Annotated in this window: 15 protein-coding genes; 7 read left to right on the top strand and 8 right to left on the bottom strand. The window is 67.3% G+C overall.

Going from position 1 to position 20,419, the window contains the following annotated elements; all coding sequences use genetic code 11:
• Positions 1–628: 628 nt before the first annotated feature.
• Positions 629–1,372 (top strand): helix-turn-helix domain-containing protein, encoded by a 744-nt coding sequence (locus tag CR105_RS17570; RefSeq protein WP_099790515.1) that lies wholly within the window; start codon positions 629–631, stop codon positions 1,370–1,372.
• A gap of 17 nt (positions 1,373–1,389) precedes the next feature.
• On the opposite strand, the gene CR105_RS17565 is transcribed toward CR105_RS17570, so the two are convergent.
• The 3 genes from CR105_RS17565 to CR105_RS17555 form a co-directional block, all read right to left on the bottom strand.
• On the bottom strand, positions 1,390–3,225 hold the full coding sequence (locus CR105_RS17565) for a DUF885 domain-containing protein (protein WP_229413989.1): 1,836 nt from the start codon (positions 3,223–3,225) through the stop codon (positions 1,390–1,392).
• Between the two features lie 97 nt (positions 3,226–3,322).
• A complete protein-coding gene (locus tag CR105_RS17560; RefSeq protein ID WP_099790513.1) occupies positions 3,323–6,004 on the bottom strand; it encodes a bifunctional acetate--CoA ligase family protein/GNAT family N-acetyltransferase in 2,682 nt (893 codons plus the stop codon).
• 93 nt (positions 6,005–6,097) lie between these two features.
• Positions 6,098–6,475 (bottom strand): hypothetical protein, encoded by a 378-nt coding sequence (locus CR105_RS17555; protein WP_131021685.1) that lies wholly within the window; start codon positions 6,473–6,475, stop codon positions 6,098–6,100.
• Between the two features lie 357 nt (positions 6,476–6,832).
• On the opposite strand from CR105_RS17555, the gene CR105_RS17550 reads away from it, so the two are divergent.
• The gene (locus CR105_RS17550; RefSeq protein WP_099790509.1) at positions 6,833–9,058 is read left to right on the top strand and encodes a heparinase II/III domain-containing protein; all 2,226 of its coding nucleotides are present in this window, start codon (positions 6,833–6,835) and stop codon (positions 9,056–9,058) included.
• A 157-nt stretch (positions 9,059–9,215) separates the two neighbouring features.
• Here the strand turns inward: CR105_RS17550 and CR105_RS17545 are convergent, their stop codons facing one another.
• Entirely contained in the window at positions 9,216–11,780 is a 2,565-nt protein-coding gene (locus CR105_RS17545; protein ID WP_099790507.1) for a penicillin-binding protein 1A, read from the bottom strand.
• 183 nt (positions 11,781–11,963) lie between these two features.
• On the opposite strand from CR105_RS17545, the gene CR105_RS17540 reads away from it, so the two are divergent.
• A complete protein-coding gene (locus CR105_RS17540; RefSeq protein ID WP_099790505.1) occupies positions 11,964–13,373 on the top strand; it encodes a metallophosphoesterase family protein in 1,410 nt (469 codons plus the stop codon).
• A gap of 30 nt (positions 13,374–13,403) precedes the next feature.
• On the opposite strand, the gene fdx is transcribed toward CR105_RS17540, so the two are convergent.
• Together fdx and CR105_RS17530 are read right to left on the bottom strand one after the other, a co-directional pair.
• On the bottom strand, positions 13,404–13,742 hold the full coding sequence (gene fdx / locus CR105_RS17535) for an ISC system 2Fe-2S type ferredoxin (protein ID WP_099790503.1): 339 nt from the start codon (positions 13,740–13,742) through the stop codon (positions 13,404–13,406).
• Complete coding sequence (locus CR105_RS17530) at positions 13,739–15,922, bottom strand: heavy metal translocating P-type ATPase (RefSeq protein WP_370660691.1); 2,184 nt, start codon at positions 15,920–15,922, stop codon at positions 13,739–13,741. The genes fdx and CR105_RS17530 overlap by 4 nt, the downstream gene beginning before the upstream one ends.
• 160 nt (positions 15,923–16,082) lie before the next feature.
• On the opposite strand from CR105_RS17530, the gene CR105_RS17525 reads away from it, so the two are divergent.
• The gene (locus CR105_RS17525) at positions 16,083–17,276 is read left to right on the top strand and encodes a pyridoxal phosphate-dependent aminotransferase (protein ID WP_370660692.1); all 1,194 of its coding nucleotides are present in this window, start codon (positions 16,083–16,085) and stop codon (positions 17,274–17,276) included.
• A gap of 194 nt (positions 17,277–17,470) precedes the next feature.
• Here the strand turns inward: CR105_RS17525 and CR105_RS17520 are convergent, their stop codons facing one another.
• Complete coding sequence (locus CR105_RS17520) at positions 17,471–18,058, bottom strand: NAD(P)H-dependent oxidoreductase (protein ID WP_099790497.1); 588 nt, start codon at positions 18,056–18,058, stop codon at positions 17,471–17,473.
• 201 nt (positions 18,059–18,259) lie between these two features.
• Between CR105_RS17520 and CR105_RS17515 the strand changes: the two genes are divergently transcribed.
• The 3 genes from CR105_RS17515 to CR105_RS17505 all read left to right on the top strand — a co-directional run bounded on the left by CR105_RS17515 (position 18,260) and on the right by CR105_RS17505 (position 19,780).
• The gene (locus CR105_RS17515) at positions 18,260–18,697 is read left to right on the top strand and encodes a universal stress protein (RefSeq protein WP_099790495.1); all 438 of its coding nucleotides are present in this window, start codon (positions 18,260–18,262) and stop codon (positions 18,695–18,697) included.
• A gap of 128 nt (positions 18,698–18,825) precedes the next feature.
• Positions 18,826–19,311, top strand: a complete 486-nt coding sequence (locus CR105_RS17510) for a hemerythrin domain-containing protein (protein WP_131021686.1) — start codon at positions 18,826–18,828, stop codon at positions 19,309–19,311.
• Positions 19,304–19,780 (top strand): universal stress protein, encoded by a 477-nt coding sequence (locus tag CR105_RS17505; protein WP_099790491.1) that lies wholly within the window; start codon positions 19,304–19,306, stop codon positions 19,778–19,780. The genes CR105_RS17510 and CR105_RS17505 overlap by 8 nt, the downstream gene beginning before the upstream one ends.
• 107 nt (positions 19,781–19,887) lie before the next feature.
• Here CR105_RS17505 and CR105_RS17500 read toward each other — a convergent pair whose 3' ends face one another.
• Entirely contained in the window at positions 19,888–20,340 is a 453-nt protein-coding gene (locus CR105_RS17500; RefSeq protein WP_229413988.1) for a pyridoxamine 5'-phosphate oxidase family protein, read from the bottom strand.
• Between the last annotated feature and the right edge of the window lie 79 nt (positions 20,341–20,419).

The following is a 20,419-nucleotide window of genomic DNA, read 5'->3' as shown; positions in this document are numbered from 1 at the left end:
TAATATATTTTTATTCAACTTCGACCTGCTGATCGTGGCCGAAGACTAACTCCACGGCAGGGGACGCACCGGCGCCTGCGGCGAAGCCGCCTTGCTGCTGTACGGCGATGAAGTGGTGCAACTGGCCTCGATCGCAGTGTTGACCGGCCAGACGCTCAGGCGGGGTGACGAGGGCCGGCTTCGAGCCGGACCATCGCGTACCGGTCACCAACACGCGCGGCGAAGTGGTCGAGAAGCCGAAAACGCCGATGGGCGACGCCCACGCGGTTGCGTCACCCAAAATGCCAAAAATTGGGGTCAGACCCGTTTTTTATTCCACATTCACGCACTCTCACCGCCATTTAGACGGGTCTGACCCCAATTATTTTTTCGCCCGTTCACCTGCTGCGGCAGACACTGCCGCCTATTCAAACAGCGGGGTCAGACCCGTTTGTTGAACGCCGATCCGGTCGTTCCGCCGTCATTTAAACGGGTCTGACCCCGATGTATTTTTGGCGGGCGCATGCAACGCGAGCCGCGAAGCGATCGGACTGTTTGGCGCTTGCCTCACCCACAGTGCGTAGCACTGGCAAGTTGGCAAGGGCGCACTATACTACCGGGGCAGGCCAACTCAAACCGAGCCACGCCAATGATCAGTTATTCGCAGATCTATCCCGATGCGCAGCCGCGCAGCGCCAGCGGCATCTACCGCCGCTGCTTCGCGCTCGGACTCGACCAGGCCGACATCGGCTGGCTCGACCACGCCGCCGGCTGCCGCCGCCGCGTCGGACGCGATGAGCGCCTGTTCCGCATGGACCAGCCATTCCGCAACCTGTACGCGATCCGCTTCGGCCACTTCAAGACCTATCAGTTCAACAGCGCCGGCGAACAGCAGATCACCGGCTTCCAGATGGCCGGCGAACTGCTCGGCCTCGACGCCCTCAGCGGCGAATGCCACCAGTGCAACGCCGCCGCGCTGGAAGACAGTGAAGTGTGCGAGATCCCGTTCGCCAGCCTGGAACTGCTGTTCGCCCGCGAACCGGAACTGCTGCGCCGCTTCCACCGCATCATGGGCCAGGAAATCACGCGCGAGCAGGACCTGCTGCTGTTGCTGGGTAATATGCGCGCCGAACAGCGCTTCGCCGTTTTCCTGATCAACCTGTCGGCCCGTTACGCGGCGCGCGGCTATTCGCCGACCGCCTTCCAGCTGCGCATGTCGCGCGAGGACATCGGCAACTACCTCGGCCTGACGATCGAAAGCATCAGCCGCCTGATGTCGCGCTTTAAGAACCAGGGCCTGCTGAAAGTGGACAAGCGCGAAGTGACCCTGGTCCAGCCGGCCGCGCTCGAGGCGCTGGCGGCCGGCACCGAACACTGCAAACCTATGTCGTGAGCGTCGATGCGCCGGCGCTACGCCTTGCGCTGCACCGCGATCCACTGGTCGATCACCTGCGCCAGCACGTCCAGCGGCACCGAGCCGGTTTTGAGCACAACGTCGTGAAACGCCGGCAGCGAGAATGCGGACCCCAGCGCCGCGCGCGCATGCTCGCGCAGTTCGACGATGCGCAGCATGCCGATCATGTACGCGCACGCCTGGCCAGGCCACACCACGTAGCGCTCGACTTCCGGCGCGCCGATGCCGTAGTCGATCGCCTGCTGACGCGTCCAGCCCTTGGCGTGCAGGCCGGTGTCGACCACCAGCCGGCGCGCGCGGAACAGCTGCGAATTGAGCGCGCCGAGCAGGCCCGGCAAATCGCCTTCGTACCAGTTGTGCTCCATCGCCAGCTTCTCGGTGTACAGCGCCCAGCCTTCCGAGTGCGCGCTGCCGCCGCCGAAAATGCGCTGGCTGCGAAAACGCGGCAGGTCGGCTTGCTCCTGCTGGATCGCCAGCTGGAAGTGGTGGCCCGGGATGCCTTCGTGGTTGGCCAGGGTACGCATCTTCGTCATCTCGAACTGCGGCCCGCGCAGCGGCACCCAGAATACGCCCGGACGGCTGCCGTCCGGCGCCGGCAACGTGTAGTGCGCCGCGGCGCTTGCCTCGGTCAGTGCCGGCTCGCGCCGTACTTCCAGCGGCGCGCGCGGTCGCACGTTGAACAGCGGCACGCTGCGCTTTTCGGCATCGATCTCCATCGCCGCGTAACTGGCCAGGATCTGCGCGCGCGGGTCAAGGCCAGTCGGTTGCAACGTCGCGTCCAGCGCCGCCATGCGCGCCGGGATGGCGCCATCTGCAAAGCCAAGCGTGCGCAGGTGGTGGTCCATCTCGGCTTCGATGCGCGCCACTTCGCGCAGGCCGATTGCGTGGATCTGTTCGGCCGTCAGCGTGGTGCCGGTGAATCCGGCCAGCGCCTGCTTGTAGGCTGCCGCGCCGCCGGGCAGGCGCGTGACGCCGGCGACGTCGCCGCTGCGCGGATGCAGCTCGGCGAGGAAGCTGTGCACGCGCGCGTACGCCGGGCGCACCTGTTCGGCGACGATGCGCGTGGCCTGCTCGATCGCGTCGGCGCGCGCCTGCGGCGTCAGGTCGGCCAGCGCGGCGCTGCGCTCGGCCAGCGCGGCGACCAGCGCATTTTGCGCCGGCGCCGGCGCCAGGAAGGTGTCGACCTGCGCCTGCGCGCGCTCGACGATGAAGCGCGGCGGTATCAGCGACTTGGCCGTCGCCGCTCGCGAGCGCACCAGCGCCTCGTCGATGCGCGCCGCCACCTGGCCGAGCCGCGCCAGGTAGGCAGGGACGTCGGCGGCGCGCCGCAGCGGGTGCAGCTGGGTCATGAACTGGACCAGCGATACGTGGGTGCCGCTCATCTGGTTGAACTCGAAGCGGTAGCCGTCGAACGGTTCGCCGGCCAGGTCGTTCTCGAGCGACCAGCGCATCACCGCGGCCGACGTGCGCTGCGTCGCATCGAGTCTGGCGACGTTCCAAAGTTTTAGCCGCGCCACCCCGGCACGCCGCAAAGCGGAACGCTTGGCGCGCTGCTGCGCCGTCAGTGGCGTCAGCTGGCGATCCAGCGCATCCTGCTGCGCCCCCGAAAAATACTGGGTCGAGGTGGCCAGTTGCGGCTCGATGCCCACCATGTCGGCGGCGAACTTGTCGGCCCACGCGGTGAACGCCGGATCGGGCCTGGTGGCCGCCGCCGCGACCGGCGCCGGTGTTTGCGCCAGCGCGTGCGGCAGCGCCCCGGCGGTCAGCACCAGCGGCACGCACAGCATGGCAATGGCGGCGCGCAAGGACAGCCGGCGGGGGATCGACATCATTTTTCTCCTGGATGGGTAGTTCAGCAATAAGTCGCCGAATTTACCATCCAATCGACAAATACACCATCCTGACGCGCCGGATCGGTCGCCAGGCAAGCTACTCGAGCGGCAGCCGCAGGCGCATCGTGCCCTCCTCCGGCGCCGGCGTCACTTCGAAGCCGAGGCTGCGCACCAGCCGGATCACGCGGGTATTTTGCGGCAGCGCCTCGCCGACGATCTCGCGCGTGCCGCGCGAGCGGCAGTAGGCGATCACCTTTTTCATCAAGGTGCGTCCCAGCCCATGCCCCTTCAGGTCCGAGCGCACGGTGACGGCGAATTCGGCGGCCACGTTGTCGGGGTCGGCCACCACGCGCGCCACGCCGAGCGTCTCGGGCTGGCCGTCGGCGCCGTCGCGGGTGGCGATGAAGGCCATCTCGCGGTCGAAATCGATCTGCGTGAAGCGCGCCAGCTGCGAGGCCGTCAATTCGCGGATCCGCACGAACATCCGGTAGCGCACGTCGTCCGGCGTGAGGGCGTCGAAAAACGCCAGGTGCGCCGGCCCGTCTTCCGGACGAATCGGGCGCAGCAGCAGCGCTCGGCCTTCGAATTCGATGGTCTCTTCCAGTTCGCGCGGATACGGGCGGATCGCCAGCCGGTCAAGGCTGCTCGCGCTGCAGTCGGCCAGCGCCACGCGCATGCGCGCGTCGAGCGCGATCGCGCCGGCGCTGTCGGCCAGCAGCGGATTGATATCGAGTTCGATGATTTCCGGGATGTCCGACACCAGCTGCGACAGCTGCGTCAATGTCCACAGGATCGCCTCCATGTCCGCCGGCGGCCGGCTGCGGTAACCGGCCAGCAGCCTGGCCACCCGCGTGCGCCCGATCATGTCGCGCGCCAGCACCGTGTTCAGCGGCGGCAGCGCCACCGCATGGTCGCCCGTCACCTCCACCGAGATGCCGCCCTGGCCAAACAGGATCACCGGCCCGAATACGCGGTCGGTGGCGGCGCCGACGATCAGCTCGACCGCGTCGGGCCGGCGCGCCATCTGCTGCACCGAAAAGCCGTCCAGGCGCGCGTCCGGCTGCAGTTCGGCCAGCCGCCTTTGCATGCGCTGCGCGGCCGATCGCACCGCCTCGGCCGAATCGAGATCGAGCGCGACGCCGCCAACGTCCGACTTGTGCACCACCTGCTGCGACACCACCTTGAGCGCCACCGGAAAGCCGATCTCGATGGCCGCCCCAACCGCCTGCTCGATGTCGGCCGCCAGCCGCGTCTGCACCACCTCGATGCCGTACGCGGCCAGCACCGCCTTCGCTTCGGGCTCGGCCAGCTGGCTGCGCCCCTCGGCCAGCGCCGCCAGGACGATGCCGCGCGCGCCGATGCGGTCGGCCTCGAACTCGTTGCAAGCCGACGGCGGCACCTGCATCAGCAGGTTCTGCGCCTGGCGGTAATGGACAATCTGCAGGTAGCCGTTGACCGCGTCTTCCGGCGTGTCGAAGGTCGGGATGCCGGCCTCGAAGCAGATGCGGCGCGCTTCGGCCACCGCCTCGCCGCCCAGCCAGCACGCCAGCACATTGCGCGAGGCCGCCTTTGCCAGCGGCGCGATGGCGCGCGCGATGTCCGCGCTCGGCACGATGGCGGTGGGCGCGTGGATGAACAGGACCGCATCGCACTGCTCGTCGGCCAGCAGCAGTTCGAGCGTGCGCACATAGCGCGCGGCCGGCGCATCGCCGATGATGTCGACCGGGTTCGCATGCGACCAGGTCGGCGGTAGCAGCTCCTCGAGCTGGCCCAGCGTGTGCGCCGACAGCGTCGCCATCTTGCCGCCGCCGTCGACCAGCGCGTCGGTCGCCATCACGCCTGGCCCGCCGCCGTTGGTCATGATCGCCAGCCGCTCGCCGTGCAGCGGACGCGCGTGCGCCAGCGTTTCGACCGCTGCGAACAGGTCCTCGGTGGTGAGCACGCGCAGCATGCCGGCGCGCCGGAAGGCGCAATCGTAGACGTCGTCGGCGCCGGCCAGCGCGCCCGTGTGCGAGGCCGCCGCGCGCGCCCCTTCCGGCATCCGCCCCGCCTTCAGCACTACCACCGGCTTGCTGCGCGCCGCCGCGCGCGCCGCCGACATGAACTTGCGCGCGTGCCGCACGTCCTCCATGTACATCAAAATGGCGCTCGTCTCGCCGTCGCTGGCGAGGTAGTCGAGCACGTCGCCGAAATCGACGTCGGCGCTGTCGCCCAGCGAAATGAAGCGCGAGAAGCCGATGCCGCGGCTGCGCGCCCAATCGAGCACGCCCGTCACCAGCGCGCCGGACTGCGACACGAACGCCAGCTTGCCGGGCAGCGCGTCGGTATGGGCGAAGCTCGCGTTCAGGCCAATGCCCGGCACCAGCAGGCCGACGCAGTTCGGACCGAGCAGGCGCATGATGTACGGCTGGGCGGCGTCGAGCGCGGCCTGCTGCAGCGTGCGCCCAAGCGCGTCGCGCTGCGCCGACAGTCCCGCTGTCAGGATGATCGCGGCGCGGCAGCCGCGCTCACCTAACTGGCGCACGATGCCCGGCACGCTGGCCGGCGGCGTGCAGATGATCGCCAGCGCCGGCGCCTGCGGCAGATCGGCCACGCTGGCGTAACAGGTGATGCCGGCCACTTGCCGGTGCTTCGGGTTGACCGCATAGATCGGCCCCGTGAAGCCGGCCCCGGTCAGGTTGCGCAGCGCCGTCGCGCCGACGCTGCCGGCGCGCTCGGAGGCGCCGATCAGCGCCACCGAAGACGGCGCGAACAGGTGCTGCAGATTGCGAACGCTCATCGTCCATCTTTCGTTGGTGGCAGATGACCTAATATACCGGATCGATCACCGCGCTCGTCGCCGCACTAATGGCGGCGCCGTCACCTGCCGGTGTTATCGCGCGGGCGCCGCCGGCAGCGCCCTGAGCGCGGCCGACTGCACGCCAAGGTCGCGCACCACGGCGCGCGCCAGGCAGGCCGAGTGTTGCCGCACGATTCGCATGTCGAGCACCTCGTCGATGCCGAGGCCGCGAAACAGCACCGCCTCTTCCAGTTGGCTCACCTTCAGCAGCGCGACAACACCGCGCGGGCGCGCCGGCGCCATGCTGACAAAGCGCAGGCGCAAGCGCTTGTCGAGCACGAAGGTGCCGCCCACCAGCGTGTCGATGCCGACGTCAAAAATGACGTGGTTGATCACCGCCGTGGCGCGCATGATGACATGCGCCTGGCTGGGCGGTTTTGGCGACCAGAAGCGCTGCAATAGTTTATTCACGACTCCCCAGCTTTCTTGTTTTTTGTATTCGACAACTTTAGCGTATCTGCGCACGCATCTCCATCAATATCTTGTTTTCTTGTCCACTTCGACGGCAACGTGCAGTAAATGAACAACAACGCCCGGCAAAGCTGGCCCTACCAGCTTTCTGTGCCTCGCGAAATAGCAATCTGTCCACCTTGCGGCGGCAAAGTGAAACAAGCTGTAAAAACGAGAAACCCGACACGGATCTGCCCGTTATGTTTCAGCCCTGAATTGCCTGAAGATAATTGACTGAGCGGATTATTTTCAGCGCGCAATTAAAAACTGGGCCGCGACGGTGGCGTTTCCCTCATCATCCTCTGGAGTTGTTACAGAATGAAAATGCCTTACTTACGCGTGATCGTGCTTTCTTGCTTGCTGTCGGCCGGCGCCGCCCACGCCGACTGGGTCCAGTCGAGCGATCCGCTGGTGGTCAAGCCGCACCCGGCCAATGGCGACAGCCAGCCGCAGAATCCGCCCGGCTTCACGTGGGCGCGCCACCCGACCGGCCCGGCGTCCTACGAAGTTGAAATTCTCGCCGCCGGCGCCACGGTGCCGACCCGCGTGACGGTCGAGCGCAACTGGTACCTGCCAGCCAAGGCATTCCCCGACGGCAACTACACGTGGCGCGTACGCCCGGTCAGTTCGACCGATTGGTCGGCCCGCCGCAGTTTTGCCATCAATGCCCGCTCGATGCGCTTCGAAGTACCCGACAACGCCACCTTGCGCGCGCGCATCCTGCAGAAACCGCGGCCACGCTCGCTGCACGCCTCGCTGGTGCCGGTGTCGCGCTGGGACTACACGCGCCGCTCGCGCTACGAGCCGTACGCCAGCCGCATGGCCAACGAAGTGAAGGCGCAGATCAGCGCACTGCCGGTGCTGTCGGACTCGCGCTGGGCGCTGTCGATCGCCGCGCCGCTGACCCATTCGATGGTCACCCAGCAAAACGACGTGCGCGCCCGCATCAACGAAGCGAGCCGCCAGCTGCAGGCGGCAGCGTTGATGTACCGCCTCAAGGGCGAGCAGCTGTACCTGACCGAGGCGCTGCGCAAGGGCGACCAGCTGGCCGCGCTCAATCCGAAGGGGCCGACCAGCTACGTCAACCAGGACCAGGCGACGCGCCAGATTGCGCTGTCGCTGATCAAGGCCGTCGACGTGCTCGGCGCCAGCGTCGACGCCAGCCGCAAGGCGCGCTGGCTGGCGGCAGTGACGGCGCGCACCAACGAAATTTACGCCAACCTGGCCGGCAACAACGGCCGCCTCGACCAGTTCCCGTTCGACTCCCATGGCAACACCAGCCTCATTTTCGTGGTGCTGATCTCGACCTTGGCGCTGGGCGACATTCCCGAGGCACAGAAGTGGTTCGATTTTTCGTTCCGCGCCTACGCCAACGCGCCGTCGCCGTGGAGCGGCGAGGAAGGCGGCTACGCCAACGGCACCGCCTACGCCGAATACACCGCCGGCTACATGGTGGCGCTGTGGGACCCGCTGGTCAACGCCACCGGCGTCAATTTCTACGCCAAGCCCTGGACGCTCGGTTTCCTCGACTATGCTACCCAGTTCACTCCGCCCGGCACCCGCACCCACCTGTTCGGCGACGGCTCCGACACCGTGCCCGACACGCGCGTCTTCAACTCCTTCGCCTCGCGCATGACGTCGCCGCGAGCGGCCTGGTACAAGCGCAGCCTGGGCGGCAGCGAAGACACGCTGACCCTGCTCGAGGCGCCATATCCGCTGCCAGTGACAAGCGCAGCGTACGAAGCGCCGCCGCCGAACGCGGCGTACTTCCCCAGCATCGGCTGGACCGCGATGCACAGCGACGTGACCTCGAAGGCGCGCACCTCGTTCTACTTCAAGTCGAGCCCCTACGGTTCGTTCAGCCACAGCCACGCCGACCAGAACTCGTTCATGCTGTCGGTGGCCGGCCAGCCGCTGCTGACCAAGGCAGGCTGGTACGACTGGTTCGGTTCGCCCGCCTGGAACAACTGGTACAGCCAGACCCGCTCGACCAACGCCATCACGTTCGACGGCGGCAAGGGCCAGGACAACAGCGGCTACCGCGAACAGCTGCAGCGCAACGGCAGGATCACCGGCTTTTCGACGCAGTCGAACTGGGACTACGCGGAAGGCGACGCCACGCCGGCGTATGCCGGCAAGCTGCGCTCGGCCAAGCGCCAGGTGTGGTACCTGCGCGGCCAGAACGCGGTGCTGGTGCGCGACAAGATATCGGCCAACGCTGCGCACACGTACGAGTTCAACCTGCATGCGCCGGCCGACATCGTGACCAGCAATCCGACCAGCGTCAGCATCAGCGCCGGCGGCCAGTCGGTATGCGTGCGCTCGCTCGGCGCCGGCGCCGCGTACGAGCGACGCACCGGCTACGCGCCCAAGCCCGGCACCGTCGAAGGCCACGGCGCCTTCACGCTGAAGAACGACGGCAGGTCCGATGCCGAATTTCTGGTGCTGCTCGATGTCGGCTGCAAGCGCCCCGTGGTCACCATCACGCCAAACGGCAGCAGCCGCACGATCAAGATTGGTTCGCAGATGGTGATCGTGCATTAATGGCGGCGCTTGAAAAAACGACGGCGGCCCTCGGGCCGCCGCATTTTTTTTGTCGCGCCATCTCAAAATGACTATGTCATTTTGACCTCCTGCGAGGGCATTTGGTTCGGCAAAAGCGCTGGTTACAGCAAACTGTTAGCGAATATAGGGCCAGGCTTTACTGAAGATCCGGCGACTGCTGCTGGTACTGGTACTGGCGCTCCTGCTGGCGTTCCTGCTGCCTGTCCTGCTGGCGGCGCTCCTGCTGCAGAATGCGGTCCTGGTACTGGCGTTCGAGGTCCTGCTGCCGGCGGTCTTGCTGGAACTGGCGATCCTGATCGATCGGGCGGTCCACTTCCATGTCGCGATCGCGCAACTGGCGCTCCTGCTGGAACTGGCGATCGTCCAGGCGCCGCTCCGGCGGCGGTGGTGGCGGCGGCGGCTCGTCGTCCGGATCGGGCTCCTCCATCGGCGGCTCGACCGGTATTGGCACGCCTTCCTGGCGCATTTCGCCGGCCTCCTCCATCACCTCCTCTTCCTGCGGTTCCTGGCGCTGCGGCGCCACGCGCGGGCCGCCGGGGAACAGCGCGGCCTTGTCGATCTTGCCGGTGTCGAGGGCCGACTTGAAAAAGTCGCCCACCAGCAGAATCGCATTGTGGCCGCCCTGGCCCCAGTATGAACTGCGCATGTTGACGCGGTTGTCGTTAAAGCCCACCCAGGCGCCGGCCACCAGGTTCGGATGCATCATGATGAACCAGCCGTCGGCGTTGTTCTGCGTGGTGCCGGTCTTGCCGGCGACGTCGCCGGTGATGCCGAAGCGGTGGCGCACCGCGGTGCCGGTGCCGCGGTTGACGACGCCGCGCATCATGTCGATCAGCGTCGCCGCCGACTCGGCCTTCATGGCGCGGCGCGGCGCTTCGGCGGCGAACTGGGCGACGACCTTGCCTTCGCGGTCAGTGATGTGGGTGACGAAAGCGGGCTTGCGGTATTCGCCCTGCGCGGCGATGGTGGAATAGGCGCTGACCATCTCGAGCAAGGTCACCGGGCTGGTACCGAGCGCCAGCGACGGCACCGCCTGCAGCTTGCTCTGGTTGATGCCGAGCGCCTTGGCCAGGTCGACGATGCCGCCGACGCCGACGTCCTGCATCACCTGCGCGGTGATGGTGTTCTTGGAGAACACCAGGCCGTCGCGCATCGTCATCTGGGCGCCGCTGGTGCCGCTCATGTCGGTCGGGCGCCAGACGGTGCCGTCGCCGGCCTTGATGCTCATCACCGCGTCGACGTACGGCTTTTCCGGCGCCAGGCCCTTCTCCAGCGCCGCACCGTACACCACCGGCTTGAAGGTGGAGCCGGGCTGGCGCTCGGCCTTGGCGACGTGGTCGAACTGGTCGCGCTTGAAGTCGCGGCTGCCGACCCAGGCCTTGACCGCGCCGGTGGCCGGATCGAGCGCGACGAAGCCCGCTTCGAGGCGCGTCTTGGCCGAGCGCAGAGCTGCTATGAAGGCGCGATCGGCTTTCAGGCGCTTGAGCGCGGCGGCCGGCGCCTCGCCGTCTTCGACCGCCTTGCGGTATTCCGGCGTCTCGCGCACGAAGGCGTTGGCCAGGGCGGCGTGCGACTGCCAGAAGTACTGGAACGGCTTGACCGACGGATGCATCGCGGCGTAGGCGCCGGTCGATCCGGTGACGTTGACCGACGGCTGGCTCCACTCGACGTCGGCGATCGCCTGCAGCGCGTTGGCCTGGCGTTCCACCGCCTGCAGCGCCGCCTTCTGCAGCGCGAAGTCGAGCGTGGTGTGCACCACCAGGCCATCGAGCTGCAGGTTGTAGTCGTTCTCGTCGGCCCACTCGATGAGCCATTTGCGCACGTGGGCGGTGAAGTGGGTGTCGGTGCCGGCGCGTTCGGCCTGGCGCGCGAAGTGCACCCGCAGCGGGCGCTTTTTCAGCGCGTTGAAGCGCGCCTGGTTGATCAGGCCGTGCTTGAGCATCTGCCCAAGCACCACGTTGCGCCGCGTGAGCGAGCGGCCGGGATTGGTGACCGGGTTGTAGTAATTGGTTCCCTTCAGCATGCCGACCAGGGTCGCGCTCTCGAGGATGTCGAGCTGCGCGGCCGACTTGTCGAAGTAGGTGCGCGCGGCCATCTCGATGCCGAAGGTGTTGTACAGGAACGGCACCGTGTTCAGGTAGGCCTCGAGGATTTCGGTCTTGCTGTAGGTCGCCTCGATCTTGATCGCCGTGATCATCTCCTTGAGCTTGCGGTTCAGGTTGCGCGAGCGGCCGATCTCTTCCGGGAACATGTTGCGCGCGAGCTGCTGGGTGATGGTCGAGCCGCCCTGCGCGTCGCCCTTCAGGCTGTAGTAGACCGCGCCCAGGGTGCGCTTGAAGTCGATGCCGTTGTGCTGATAGAAGCGGTGGTCTTCCGTCGCCACCAGCGCCGTGACGACGTTCTGCGAGATCTGCGCCAGCTTGACGCGTTCGTGCAGCCCCTGGTCGAAGCTGGCCAGCTCCTTGCCGTCGGCCGACACCAGGGTCGACGCCCGCGCCGCGCGCGCCTGCTTGAGGTCCTTGATGCCAGGGGTGACCGGAATGAGGATCAGCACATACACCAGCAATAGCGCGATCAGCGCGGCGCAACCCCACAGCACGATCAGCGCGGCGCGTTGCAGCGGCGGGCGGCGCATCAGGTAGGCGTGAAAGCGCGAGTAGCCCTGCTGCAGGAAGGTCCTGCCGCCGTGTACTGCCTGCATTGCGTGCAACTGCGCGCGTTTCCAAAACTCGTTCAAGATGGTTATTCCGCTATTGGTTGATCCCAGCGGGCAAGTATATCTGACGATGGCGAAAAACCCGCCGCCAACTGTGCATGGCGCCCTGCCTGGCCACGTCGCCACGTTGATATGGTAGATTGGCGCCTTTCGCCTGCTGAGCCGTTCATGTCGCCTTCCACGGTATTACCCTTGCGCGCCGCGCTCGTCGCGGCCCTGGCCGCACTGGCCGGCTGCGCCACGCCGACCGGCGCGCCGGCGCTGGCGTCGTTCGTCGTCGTCGGCGTCGACGGCGGCGCGGTGGCGCGCGTGCTGACGGCCGGCGCGAGCTGCCCGACGATCCGCATCGACGGATTTGATGCCACGATGGCGGTGCGCTCGCCGGCGCAAACCGTCGCCCAGCGCCCGACCGTGTCGGCGCCGGCGGACGCGAAACCGTCGGCGTTTCCGGTGCTCGCCTGCGAAGCGGCGATCCCGGCCGGCACGGCGCAGGCGTCGGTGGCGGGCCAGGCGTTGGCGCTGCCGCGCGCGCAGCCGAACCGCATCGTCGTCATCGGCGACACCGGCTGCCGCCTGAAAAAGACCGGCGGCGAGGACTACCAGGCCTGCAACGATGCGGCCGCCTATCCGTTTGCCCGCATCGCCGCGCTGGCCGCCGCCTGGCGGCCCGACCTGGTGGTGCACGTGGGCGATTATCACTACCGCGAAAACGCCTGCCCGCCGGGACGCGCCGGCTGCGCCGGCAGCCCGTGGGGCTATGGCTGGGACACGTGGGACGCCGACTTTTTCGCGCCCGGGCGCGCTTTACTGAAGGCGGCGCCATGGGTGATGGCGCGCGGCAACCACGAGTCGTGCGCGCGCGGCGGCCAGGGCTTCCTGCGCTTCCTCGATCCGCGCCCTTTGCTGCCGGGGCGCGACTGCGACGCCGCCGCCAACGACGCGGTGGGCGACTTCAGCGACCCGTACGCGGTGGCGCTGGGCGACGGCGCCCAGCTGATCGTGATCGACACGTCGAATACCACCTACAGGGGCCTGGCGCCGACCGATCCGCGCATGGCGAAGTACGCCGACAGCTACCGCAAGATGGAGGCGCTGACGCGCAACGCGGTGTACAGCATGCTGGTCGAGCATCACCCGATCCTCGGCTTTGGCGCGATCCGCGGCAAGGACGGCGAGGTGGTGCTGTTCAACGGCGACAAGGGCCTGCAGGACGCGTTCGGCGCGGTCAACCCGGCGCTGCTGCCGCCGGGCGTCAAGGCGGTCCTGTCGGGCCATGTGCATTTGTGGGAGCAGGTCAGTTTTGCCAGCGCCCACCCGACCCAGTTCATCAGCGGCTTCTCCGGAACGGCGGAAGATACCGTGCCGCTGCCGGCGGTGCTGCCGCCAGGGGCGGCGCCGGCGCCGGGCGCGGTGGTCGACCAGTTCAGTTCATGGGTCGGCGGCTTCGGCTACATGACGATGGAGCGCGCCGGCGCCGAGCAGTGGGATGTGAAAGTGTGGGATACCAAAGGCGCCGTGCGCAATACCTGCAGGATCACCGGCAGCAAGTCGGTGTGCGCGGTGGCCAAGGTCGATTGAGACGGCAACGGTGCGGCAACCCGCTGCGGGCTAGCCGTTTTCCTTGACCTGGTTGAGCGTGTAGCGGGGGATCTCCACTACCAGGCCGGAGTCGGCGATGCGCGCCTGGCACGACAGGCGCGACGTCGGCTGCAGGCCCCACGCGCGGTCGAGCAGGTCTTCCTCGTTGTCGTCGATGTCGTTCAGCGATTCGAATCCATTCTTGACTATGACGTGGCAGGTGGTGCAGGCGCCGACCTTGCCGCAGGCGTGCTCGATCTCGATGCCGTTGTCGAGCAGCGCGTCGCAGATCGTGCTGCCGGGCGGCGCGTCGAACTGCGCGCCGGCCGGCGCCAGATCGGGGTGCGGCAGGACAATGATGGTGGTCATGGCATTGCTCCTGATTCTGGCCGCCAGCGGCGCAGCAGCAGCGCGTTGGTCACCACGCTCACTGAGCTGAGCGCCATCGCGGCGCCGGCGATCACCGGGTTGAGCAGGCCGAACGCTGCCAGCGGCACGCCGACGATGTTGTAGACGAATGCCCAGCCCAGGTTCTGGCGGATCTTGCGGTAGGTGCGGTTCGAGATGGCGATGGCGTCGGCCACCAGCGCCGGATCGCCGCGCATCAGCGTGATGCCGGCCGTGTGCATCGCCACGTCGGTGCCGGTGGCCATGGCGATGCCGATGTCGGCCGATGCCAGCGCCGGCGCGTCGTTGATGCCGTCGCCGACCATCGCCACGATGTGGCCATCGCGCTTCAGGTCCGCCACCGCCTGGCTCTTTTCGGCCGGCAGAACCTCGGCGCGGAAATCGGTGATGCCGACCGCCGCCGCCACCGCGCCGGCGCTGCCGGCATTGTCGCCGGTGAGCATGACGCACTTGATGCCTTGCTTCTGCAGGCGCGCCACCGCCGCGCGGGCGGAGGGCTTGACGGTGTCGCCGAACGCCAGCAGGCCGGCCAGGCGCGGCGTGCCGCCCGCCGCCGCCAGCGCCAGGTACGACACGGTGCGGCCGAGCCGCTCGTGCGCTTCGGCGCTGCCGACGTCGACGCCAAGTTCGCGCATCAGGCGCGCATTACCGAGGTAGACGGTTGATTCGCCGACCACGGCGCTGACGCCGCGCCCCGGCAGCGCTTGCGCATTGCTGGCCGCGGCCGGCGCGGACGTCACCGCGCGCGCCGCCGCGGCCACCGCACTGGCCAGCGGATGGTCGCTGTACTGCTGCACCGCCCACGCCAGCGCCAGCACCTCCGGTTCGCCTTCGACCGCGGCCAGCGTCGGCCGCCCTTCGGTCAGCGTGCCGGTCTTGTCGAACACCACCGCCGTGACCGCGTGCGCCGTCTCGAGCGCGTCGGCGTCCTTGATCAGGATGCCGTAGCGGGCGGCGACGCCGGTGCCGGCCATGATCGAGGTCGGCGTCGCCAGGCCGAGCGCGCACGGACAGGCGATCACCTGCACCGCCACCGCGTTAAGCAGCGCCTGCTGCCAGTCGCCGCTGGTGACTCCCCAGGCCAGCAAGGTCAGCACCGAAATGAGCAGCACCACCGGCACGAACACCGCGCTGACCTTGTCGACCAGGCGCTGAATCGGCGCCTTCACCGCCTGCGCGTCCTCGACCAGCCGGATGATCTGCGACAGCATGGTGGCGCCGCCGACGGCGGTGGCCGTGATCACCAGCATGCCGCCGGCGTTGACGGCGCCGCCGGTGACGGCGCTGCCGGCGTGTTTCGGCACCGGCATGCTCTCGCCGGTGAGGAGCGACTCGTCAAGCTCGCTGCTGCCTTCGACGACGACGCCGTCGACCGGCACGCGGTCGCCCGGGCGCACGATGACGGTGTCGCCGACCCGCACCTCGGCGACCGGCACCACGGCGTCGACGCCGGCGCGGCGCACCAGCGCCTGCGCCGGGCGCAGCGATTCGAGCGCGCCGAGCGCGGCCAGCGTCTGCCGCTTGGCGCGCGCCTCGAGCCATTTGCCCAGCAAGACGAGCGTGATGACGGTAGCGGACGATTCGAAGTACAGGTGGGGCGCGCTGTCGCCGTGCGCCAGCATCAGGTACAGCGACAGGCCGTAGGCGGCGCTGGTGCCGATCGCCACCAGCAGGTCCATGTTGCCGCTCATTGCGCGCGCGGCGTGCCAGCCGGCGCGATAAAAGCGCGCGCCGAGCCAGAACTGCACCGGGGTGGCCAGCGCCAGCTGCAGCCAGCCGGGCAGCATCCAGTGCACGCCGAACTGCTGCAACAGCATCGGCGCGATCAGCGGCAGCGACAGCGCCGTCGCCAGCGCTACCGGCCACCATGGCGCCGGCGCATCGCGCAGCGCCGGCGCGGCGGCGCGGACCTCAGCGGCGGCGTAGCCGGCGCGCTGCACGGCATCGACCAGCGTTTGCGCGGTGACCGCGGACGATGCCGTGATGGAGGCCTTTTCGGTGGCCAGGTTGACGCTTGCGTCTTGCACGCCCGGCACTTTCTTGAGCGCGCGCTCGACCCGTCCCGAGCACGAAGCGCAGGTCATGCCGTCGATCTTGAACGTGTACTCGGCCAGCGCGCCAGCCGCTTCATGCGTATCCAAATGGTTCTCCTTGATTCCGACACTAGGATAAACCTTTCCGCCCGACGGCGCTCGGCAACGCCCCGCCGCTTCGTATAACATAGCGCTCTACGCCGGCAGGCACCCGAAACCGCAGAGGACCCGAATGTCGCACACACCATCGCTGAACATTGAATCGCCGATTGAACCGCTGGCCGCGCGCGCGCTGCAGGTGGCGCAGCGCGTCCACGCGATCGAGCCGTTCCACGTGATGGAAGTGGTGAAGGCGGCCAGCGCGCTGGCGCGTTCCGGCGTCGATGTGATCAGCATGAGCGTGGGCGAACCGGACTTCACGGCGACCGACCTGGTGGCCGAGGCGGCCGTGGCGGCGATTCGCAGCGGCGCCACCCAGTACACCGATGCACTCGGCCTGGCGCCGCTGCGCGAGGCGATCGCCGCGCACTACGCCGGCGCCTACGGCATCGAGGTCGACCCGCGCCGCATCGTCGTCACCGCCGGCGCTTCGGCCGGGCTGCTGCTGGCCTGCGCGGCGCTGGTCGGCGTCGGCGACGAAGTGCTGATGCCGGATCCGTGTTATCCGTGCAATCGCCATTTCGTCTCGGCGTTCGGCGGCGCGCCGGTGCTGGTGCCGTCGGACGCGGCGCAGCGCTACCAGCTGACGGCGCTTGACGTCGAGCAGCGCTGGAGCGAACGCACGCGCGGCGTGATCGTGGCGTCGCCGTCGAATCCGACCGGCACCTCGATGACCGGGCCGCAGATGCAGCAGATGCTGGCGGCGGTGCGCGCGCGCGGCGGCTTTGCCATCGTCGACGAGATCTACCAGGGCCTGTCGTACGACCACGCGCCGGTCAGCGCGCTGCACTTCGATGCCGACGTCATCACGGTCAACAGCTTTTCGAAGTACTTCAACATGACCGGCTGGCGGCTCGGCTGGCTGGTGGTGCCGGAGCTGCTGGTGCCGGTGTTCGAAAAGCTGGCGCAGAACCTGTTCATCTGTCCGTCGACGATCGCCCAGCATGCCGCGCTGGCGTGCTTCCATCCCGATTCGATCGCCATCTACGAGCAGCGCCGGCGCGAGTTCCAGCGCCGCCGCGATTTTCTTGTGCCGGCGCTGCGCGAGCTCGGTTTCCAGGTGCCGGTGATGCCGGACGGCGCGTTCTATGTGTATGCCGACATCAGCGTACTGGCGCACGCGGCCAGCGGCGACAGCGCCGCCTTCTGCCTCGATGTGCTGGCGAAAACCGGTGTGGCGATCGTGCCGGGGGCGGACTTCGGGTTTGCCGCGCCGGCACGCCATGTGCGGCTGTCGTATGCAACCAGGCTGACGCGTATCGAGGAGGCGGTTGAGCGGTTGGGGAAGCTGCTGGGGCGGTAGTAAAAACCAAAAGCGTTGGACTGATATGCCGCGGTTATGCGGACGCAAATGCTGGTGTCAGGTCTGACATTCGAACATTCACCTGCCAAACGCGTTGGACTGATATGCCGCGGTTATGCGGACATAAATGCTGGTGTCAGGTCTGACATTCGAACATTTATATAGCCAAATGTCCGAATGTCAGACCTGACACCTTAGACCGCCGCGCGGCCCAGCGCGAACAGGCGGTCCAGCCAGCGCGCGGCGCGCCGCGGCTTCATGTTGCCGGTCATGCCGATCAGGGTGTCGGCCACCGGCGCAATGCCGACAAAGCCAAGCACGTTGCGCCTGAGCGACTTGACGCTGTGGGCGCGGAAGAACAGGCGATACACCATCGCCGGCATGCCCATCGTGACCACCAGGCGGGCCGAGCGCCCCTTCAGGCCCTTGCGCGCGAACGGATTCTTGGCGTCGCCCGTGAAGGCGAAGCCGGGGCGCTCGACCTGTTCGAGAAAGCCCTTCAACATGGCCGGCATGTCGCCCAGCCACAAGGGAAAGAAGATCACGATGTGCTGCGACCACAGGATGTCTTGCTGCGACTGCAGCAGCGCCGGCGGCAGCGGCCCGTGCTCCCATTCCTCCTGGCTCCTGAGCAGCGGGAACTCGAGGGCGGCGATGTCGATGCGGCGCAGCTCGTGGCCGCCTTCGACGGCGCCCTTGGCGTAGGCCTCCTCCAGCGCGCGGCACAGATGGCCGCCGGCACTGTCGGGATGCCCCTGGATCAACAACACGCGCTTGAACATACTGCTCCGCCCCCCAGGCTATGCCGGCCCCGGTGGTCGGGCGCCGGACCAGGGCCGCAGCAACAACTGTCGTTGTCCCGCCGCCGGCCATTTTGATGTGCATCAAGGCTGCTCGCGCGGCGCGACGACAGACTGAATATTCGATCATTCGCCGATGCGCGGCAGCGCGCGTCGCAGCTTATTTTGTTCAGGGGACAAAGCATGTTCAAACGAATTTTATTGCCGACCGATGGCTCCGAGCAATCCGAGCGCGCCATTCTTGCCGGTGTCGCCTTCGCCAAGGAACTGGGCGCCGAGGTGCTGGGTCTGACCGTCGTGCCGAAGTTTCACACCTTCACCTACAAGGCCGAAATGGTGGAAGACACGTCGGACCAGTTCGCCATCGACAGCGCCAAGCGCGCCGTGACATACCTGGAGTTCATCAACGGCGCGGCGCGCGAGGCCGGCATCGCCTGCACCTGCGAACAGGTGGTGTCGGACGATCCGTGGAAAGTAATCGTCGACACCGCGGTCAGTCGCCAGTGCGACCTGATCGCGATGGGCTCGCACGGGCGGCGCGGCATTGCCGGCGTGCTGCTCGGCAGCCAGACACAAAAGGTACTAGTGCACAGCAAGGTGCCGGTACTGATCTTCCGCTAGACGCTGCGGCCGCGCCGCCGCCGGCAATCGTTTTTGATTTGCATCAAAGCGGTGTTCCGGCGTTGTGGCCCACACTGGAAACGAGGCCGCCGTGTCCTGGCGGCGCCCGTTTTTGCAAGAGGTTGATCATGAACTTCAATACGACCAGTTGGATGGCAAGAAATATTGCCGGAATGATGAGCGAGGCGCGGCTTCAAATGGCAGCGCGGATGGAGCGCCTGGCCCGCACGCCCGACGATCAGTTCGCCGACGGATTCAACGACCTGATTGCCGAGCTTGAAACCCGCCTGCGCGACGAGGAAGCGGTGATGGAAGCACTCAACTACCCGGCGCTGCGCAGCCACCGCGAGCAACACGCGCGCGCCCTCGCCGCGCTGCACCACGCACAGCCGCAGGTGGAAGGCGGCGATATCGCGCTTGGCCATGAGGCGCTGCAGCTGCTGCCGAAGTGGCTGCTGCTGCACCGCTCGACGATGGACCTGGCCCTGGCCAGCGCCACGCGGTCGCCGACGCCGCGCTCACGCCGGCACAGCACCGCCGCGCGCACCGACAGTCAAGACCGCCGCGCGCGCTATGTCAGGGTGCAAGCCCAAGGGGAGTGGGAGCGTGTTTAAACACATATTGCTGCCAACCGACGGCAGCGCCGACTCCGAGGCGGCGATCGTGTCGTGCATCCGCTTCGCGCAGGCGACAGGCGCGGCCATCACCGGCCTTCACGTGATGCCGGTGATGCACCTGTTCACCTACGAGCCGGGGGTGACCGAAGCGGTGCATGCCCAGGTGCGCCAGGAAAACGAACGGCACGCCAAGCGCTACCTCGAGCACATGGAGCAGATGGCCAGCGCCGCCGGCGTCAAATGCACTACGCTGCTGCTGATGTCGGACTATCCGTTCGAGGCGATCATCGACGCGGCGCGCAACGCCAGTTGCGACCTGGTGGCGATGGCCTCGCATGGCCGCAAAGGGGTCAAGGCCATGCTGCTGGGCAGTGAAACCCACAAGGTGCTGACCCACAGCGCGATTCCGGTGCTGGTGTTCCCGCACGGCAGCGGCACGGCGACGGCTGCTGAATTTACCAGCTGAGCTTAGTTCCGCGCATCAGTGGGATGCGCGCGGCAACGAATCCGGGGTCTGACCCAGAGAGCGGGTCAGGCCCCTGCTGTCAGACCCCAGCTGTATAGCGCGACGCCTCAGGTGGCCACGCCCTGCTCGGTGTGGCCGAATCCCTTGGTGTAGTCGAGAATCGAGATCACCTGCGGCGTGATCTTCAGGAACGCCACCTCGTTGGCCTGGCCGTTCTCGCCCCATTCGGCAATCTGCGGGAAACGCTTGAGCAGGCAGGACTTGGCCAGCTCGACATCCGGTCCGGGCGCCAGCACCTCGGCCAGCGCGCTCATCGACAGGCCCTGGATCTCGCGCCAGTCGTGGTACGGCAAGTTGATGGTCAGCGACACCTTGTTGTTGTATCGGACATTGTTGGCTTTCTGACTGTGCTTGCCGATGCCGACGAACAGGTTCAGCTTGTCGTGGGCGAAGCTGACCGTCGTTGCCTGCGGGTAGCCGTCCGGACGCACGGTCGCCAGGGTCAGGTCGCTGGCGCCGTCGATCACTTTCAGTACGAACTCCTTGAACGCCTGGTCCATGTGCTTCTCCATTAATGATTGATCGCATGTCAATAATAGGAGCTGGCGGCGCCTTGCAACTTTGATCTGCATCAAGCTA

The sequence above is a fragment of the Massilia eurypsychrophila genome (assembly GCF_002760655.1).
Lineage (GTDB): Bacteria > Pseudomonadota > Gammaproteobacteria > Burkholderiales > Burkholderiaceae_D > JAFCUW01.
The sequence above is the reverse complement of the archived record's forward strand: the minus strand, read 5'-3'. Positions and strand labels throughout refer to the sequence as shown.

Coding starts and splice junctions, on each gene's coding strand:
- CR105_RS17570 (WP_099790515.1), top strand. CDS start 629: ATGATCAGTTATTCGCAGATCTATCCCGATGCGCAGCCGCGCAGCGCC.
- CR105_RS17565 (WP_229413989.1), bottom strand. CDS start 3,225: ATGATGTCGATCCCCCGCCGGCTGTCCTTGCGCGCCGCCATTGCCATG.
- CR105_RS17560 (WP_099790513.1), bottom strand. CDS start 6,004: ATGAGCGTTCGCAATCTGCAGCACCTGTTCGCGCCGTCTTCGGTGGCG.
- CR105_RS17550 (WP_099790509.1), top strand. CDS start 6,833: ATGAAAATGCCTTACTTACGCGTGATCGTGCTTTCTTGCTTGCTGTCG.
- CR105_RS17545 (WP_099790507.1), bottom strand. CDS start 11,780: ATGCAGGCAGTACACGGCGGCAGGACCTTCCTGCAGCAGGGCTACTCG.
- CR105_RS17540 (WP_099790505.1), top strand. CDS start 11,964: ATGTCGCCTTCCACGGTATTACCCTTGCGCGCCGCGCTCGTCGCGGCC.
- fdx (WP_099790503.1), bottom strand. CDS start 13,742: ATGACCACCATCATTGTCCTGCCGCACCCCGATCTGGCGCCGGCCGGC.
- CR105_RS17520 (WP_099790497.1), bottom strand. CDS start 18,058: ATGTTCAAGCGCGTGTTGTTGATCCAGGGGCATCCCGACAGTGCCGGC.
- CR105_RS17515 (WP_099790495.1), top strand. CDS start 18,260: ATGTTCAAACGAATTTTATTGCCGACCGATGGCTCCGAGCAATCCGAG.
- CR105_RS17510 (WP_131021686.1), top strand. CDS start 18,826: ATGAACTTCAATACGACCAGTTGGATGGCAAGAAATATTGCCGGAATG.
- CR105_RS17500 (WP_229413988.1), bottom strand. CDS start 20,340: ATGGACCAGGCGTTCAAGGAGTTCGTACTGAAAGTGATCGACGGCGCC.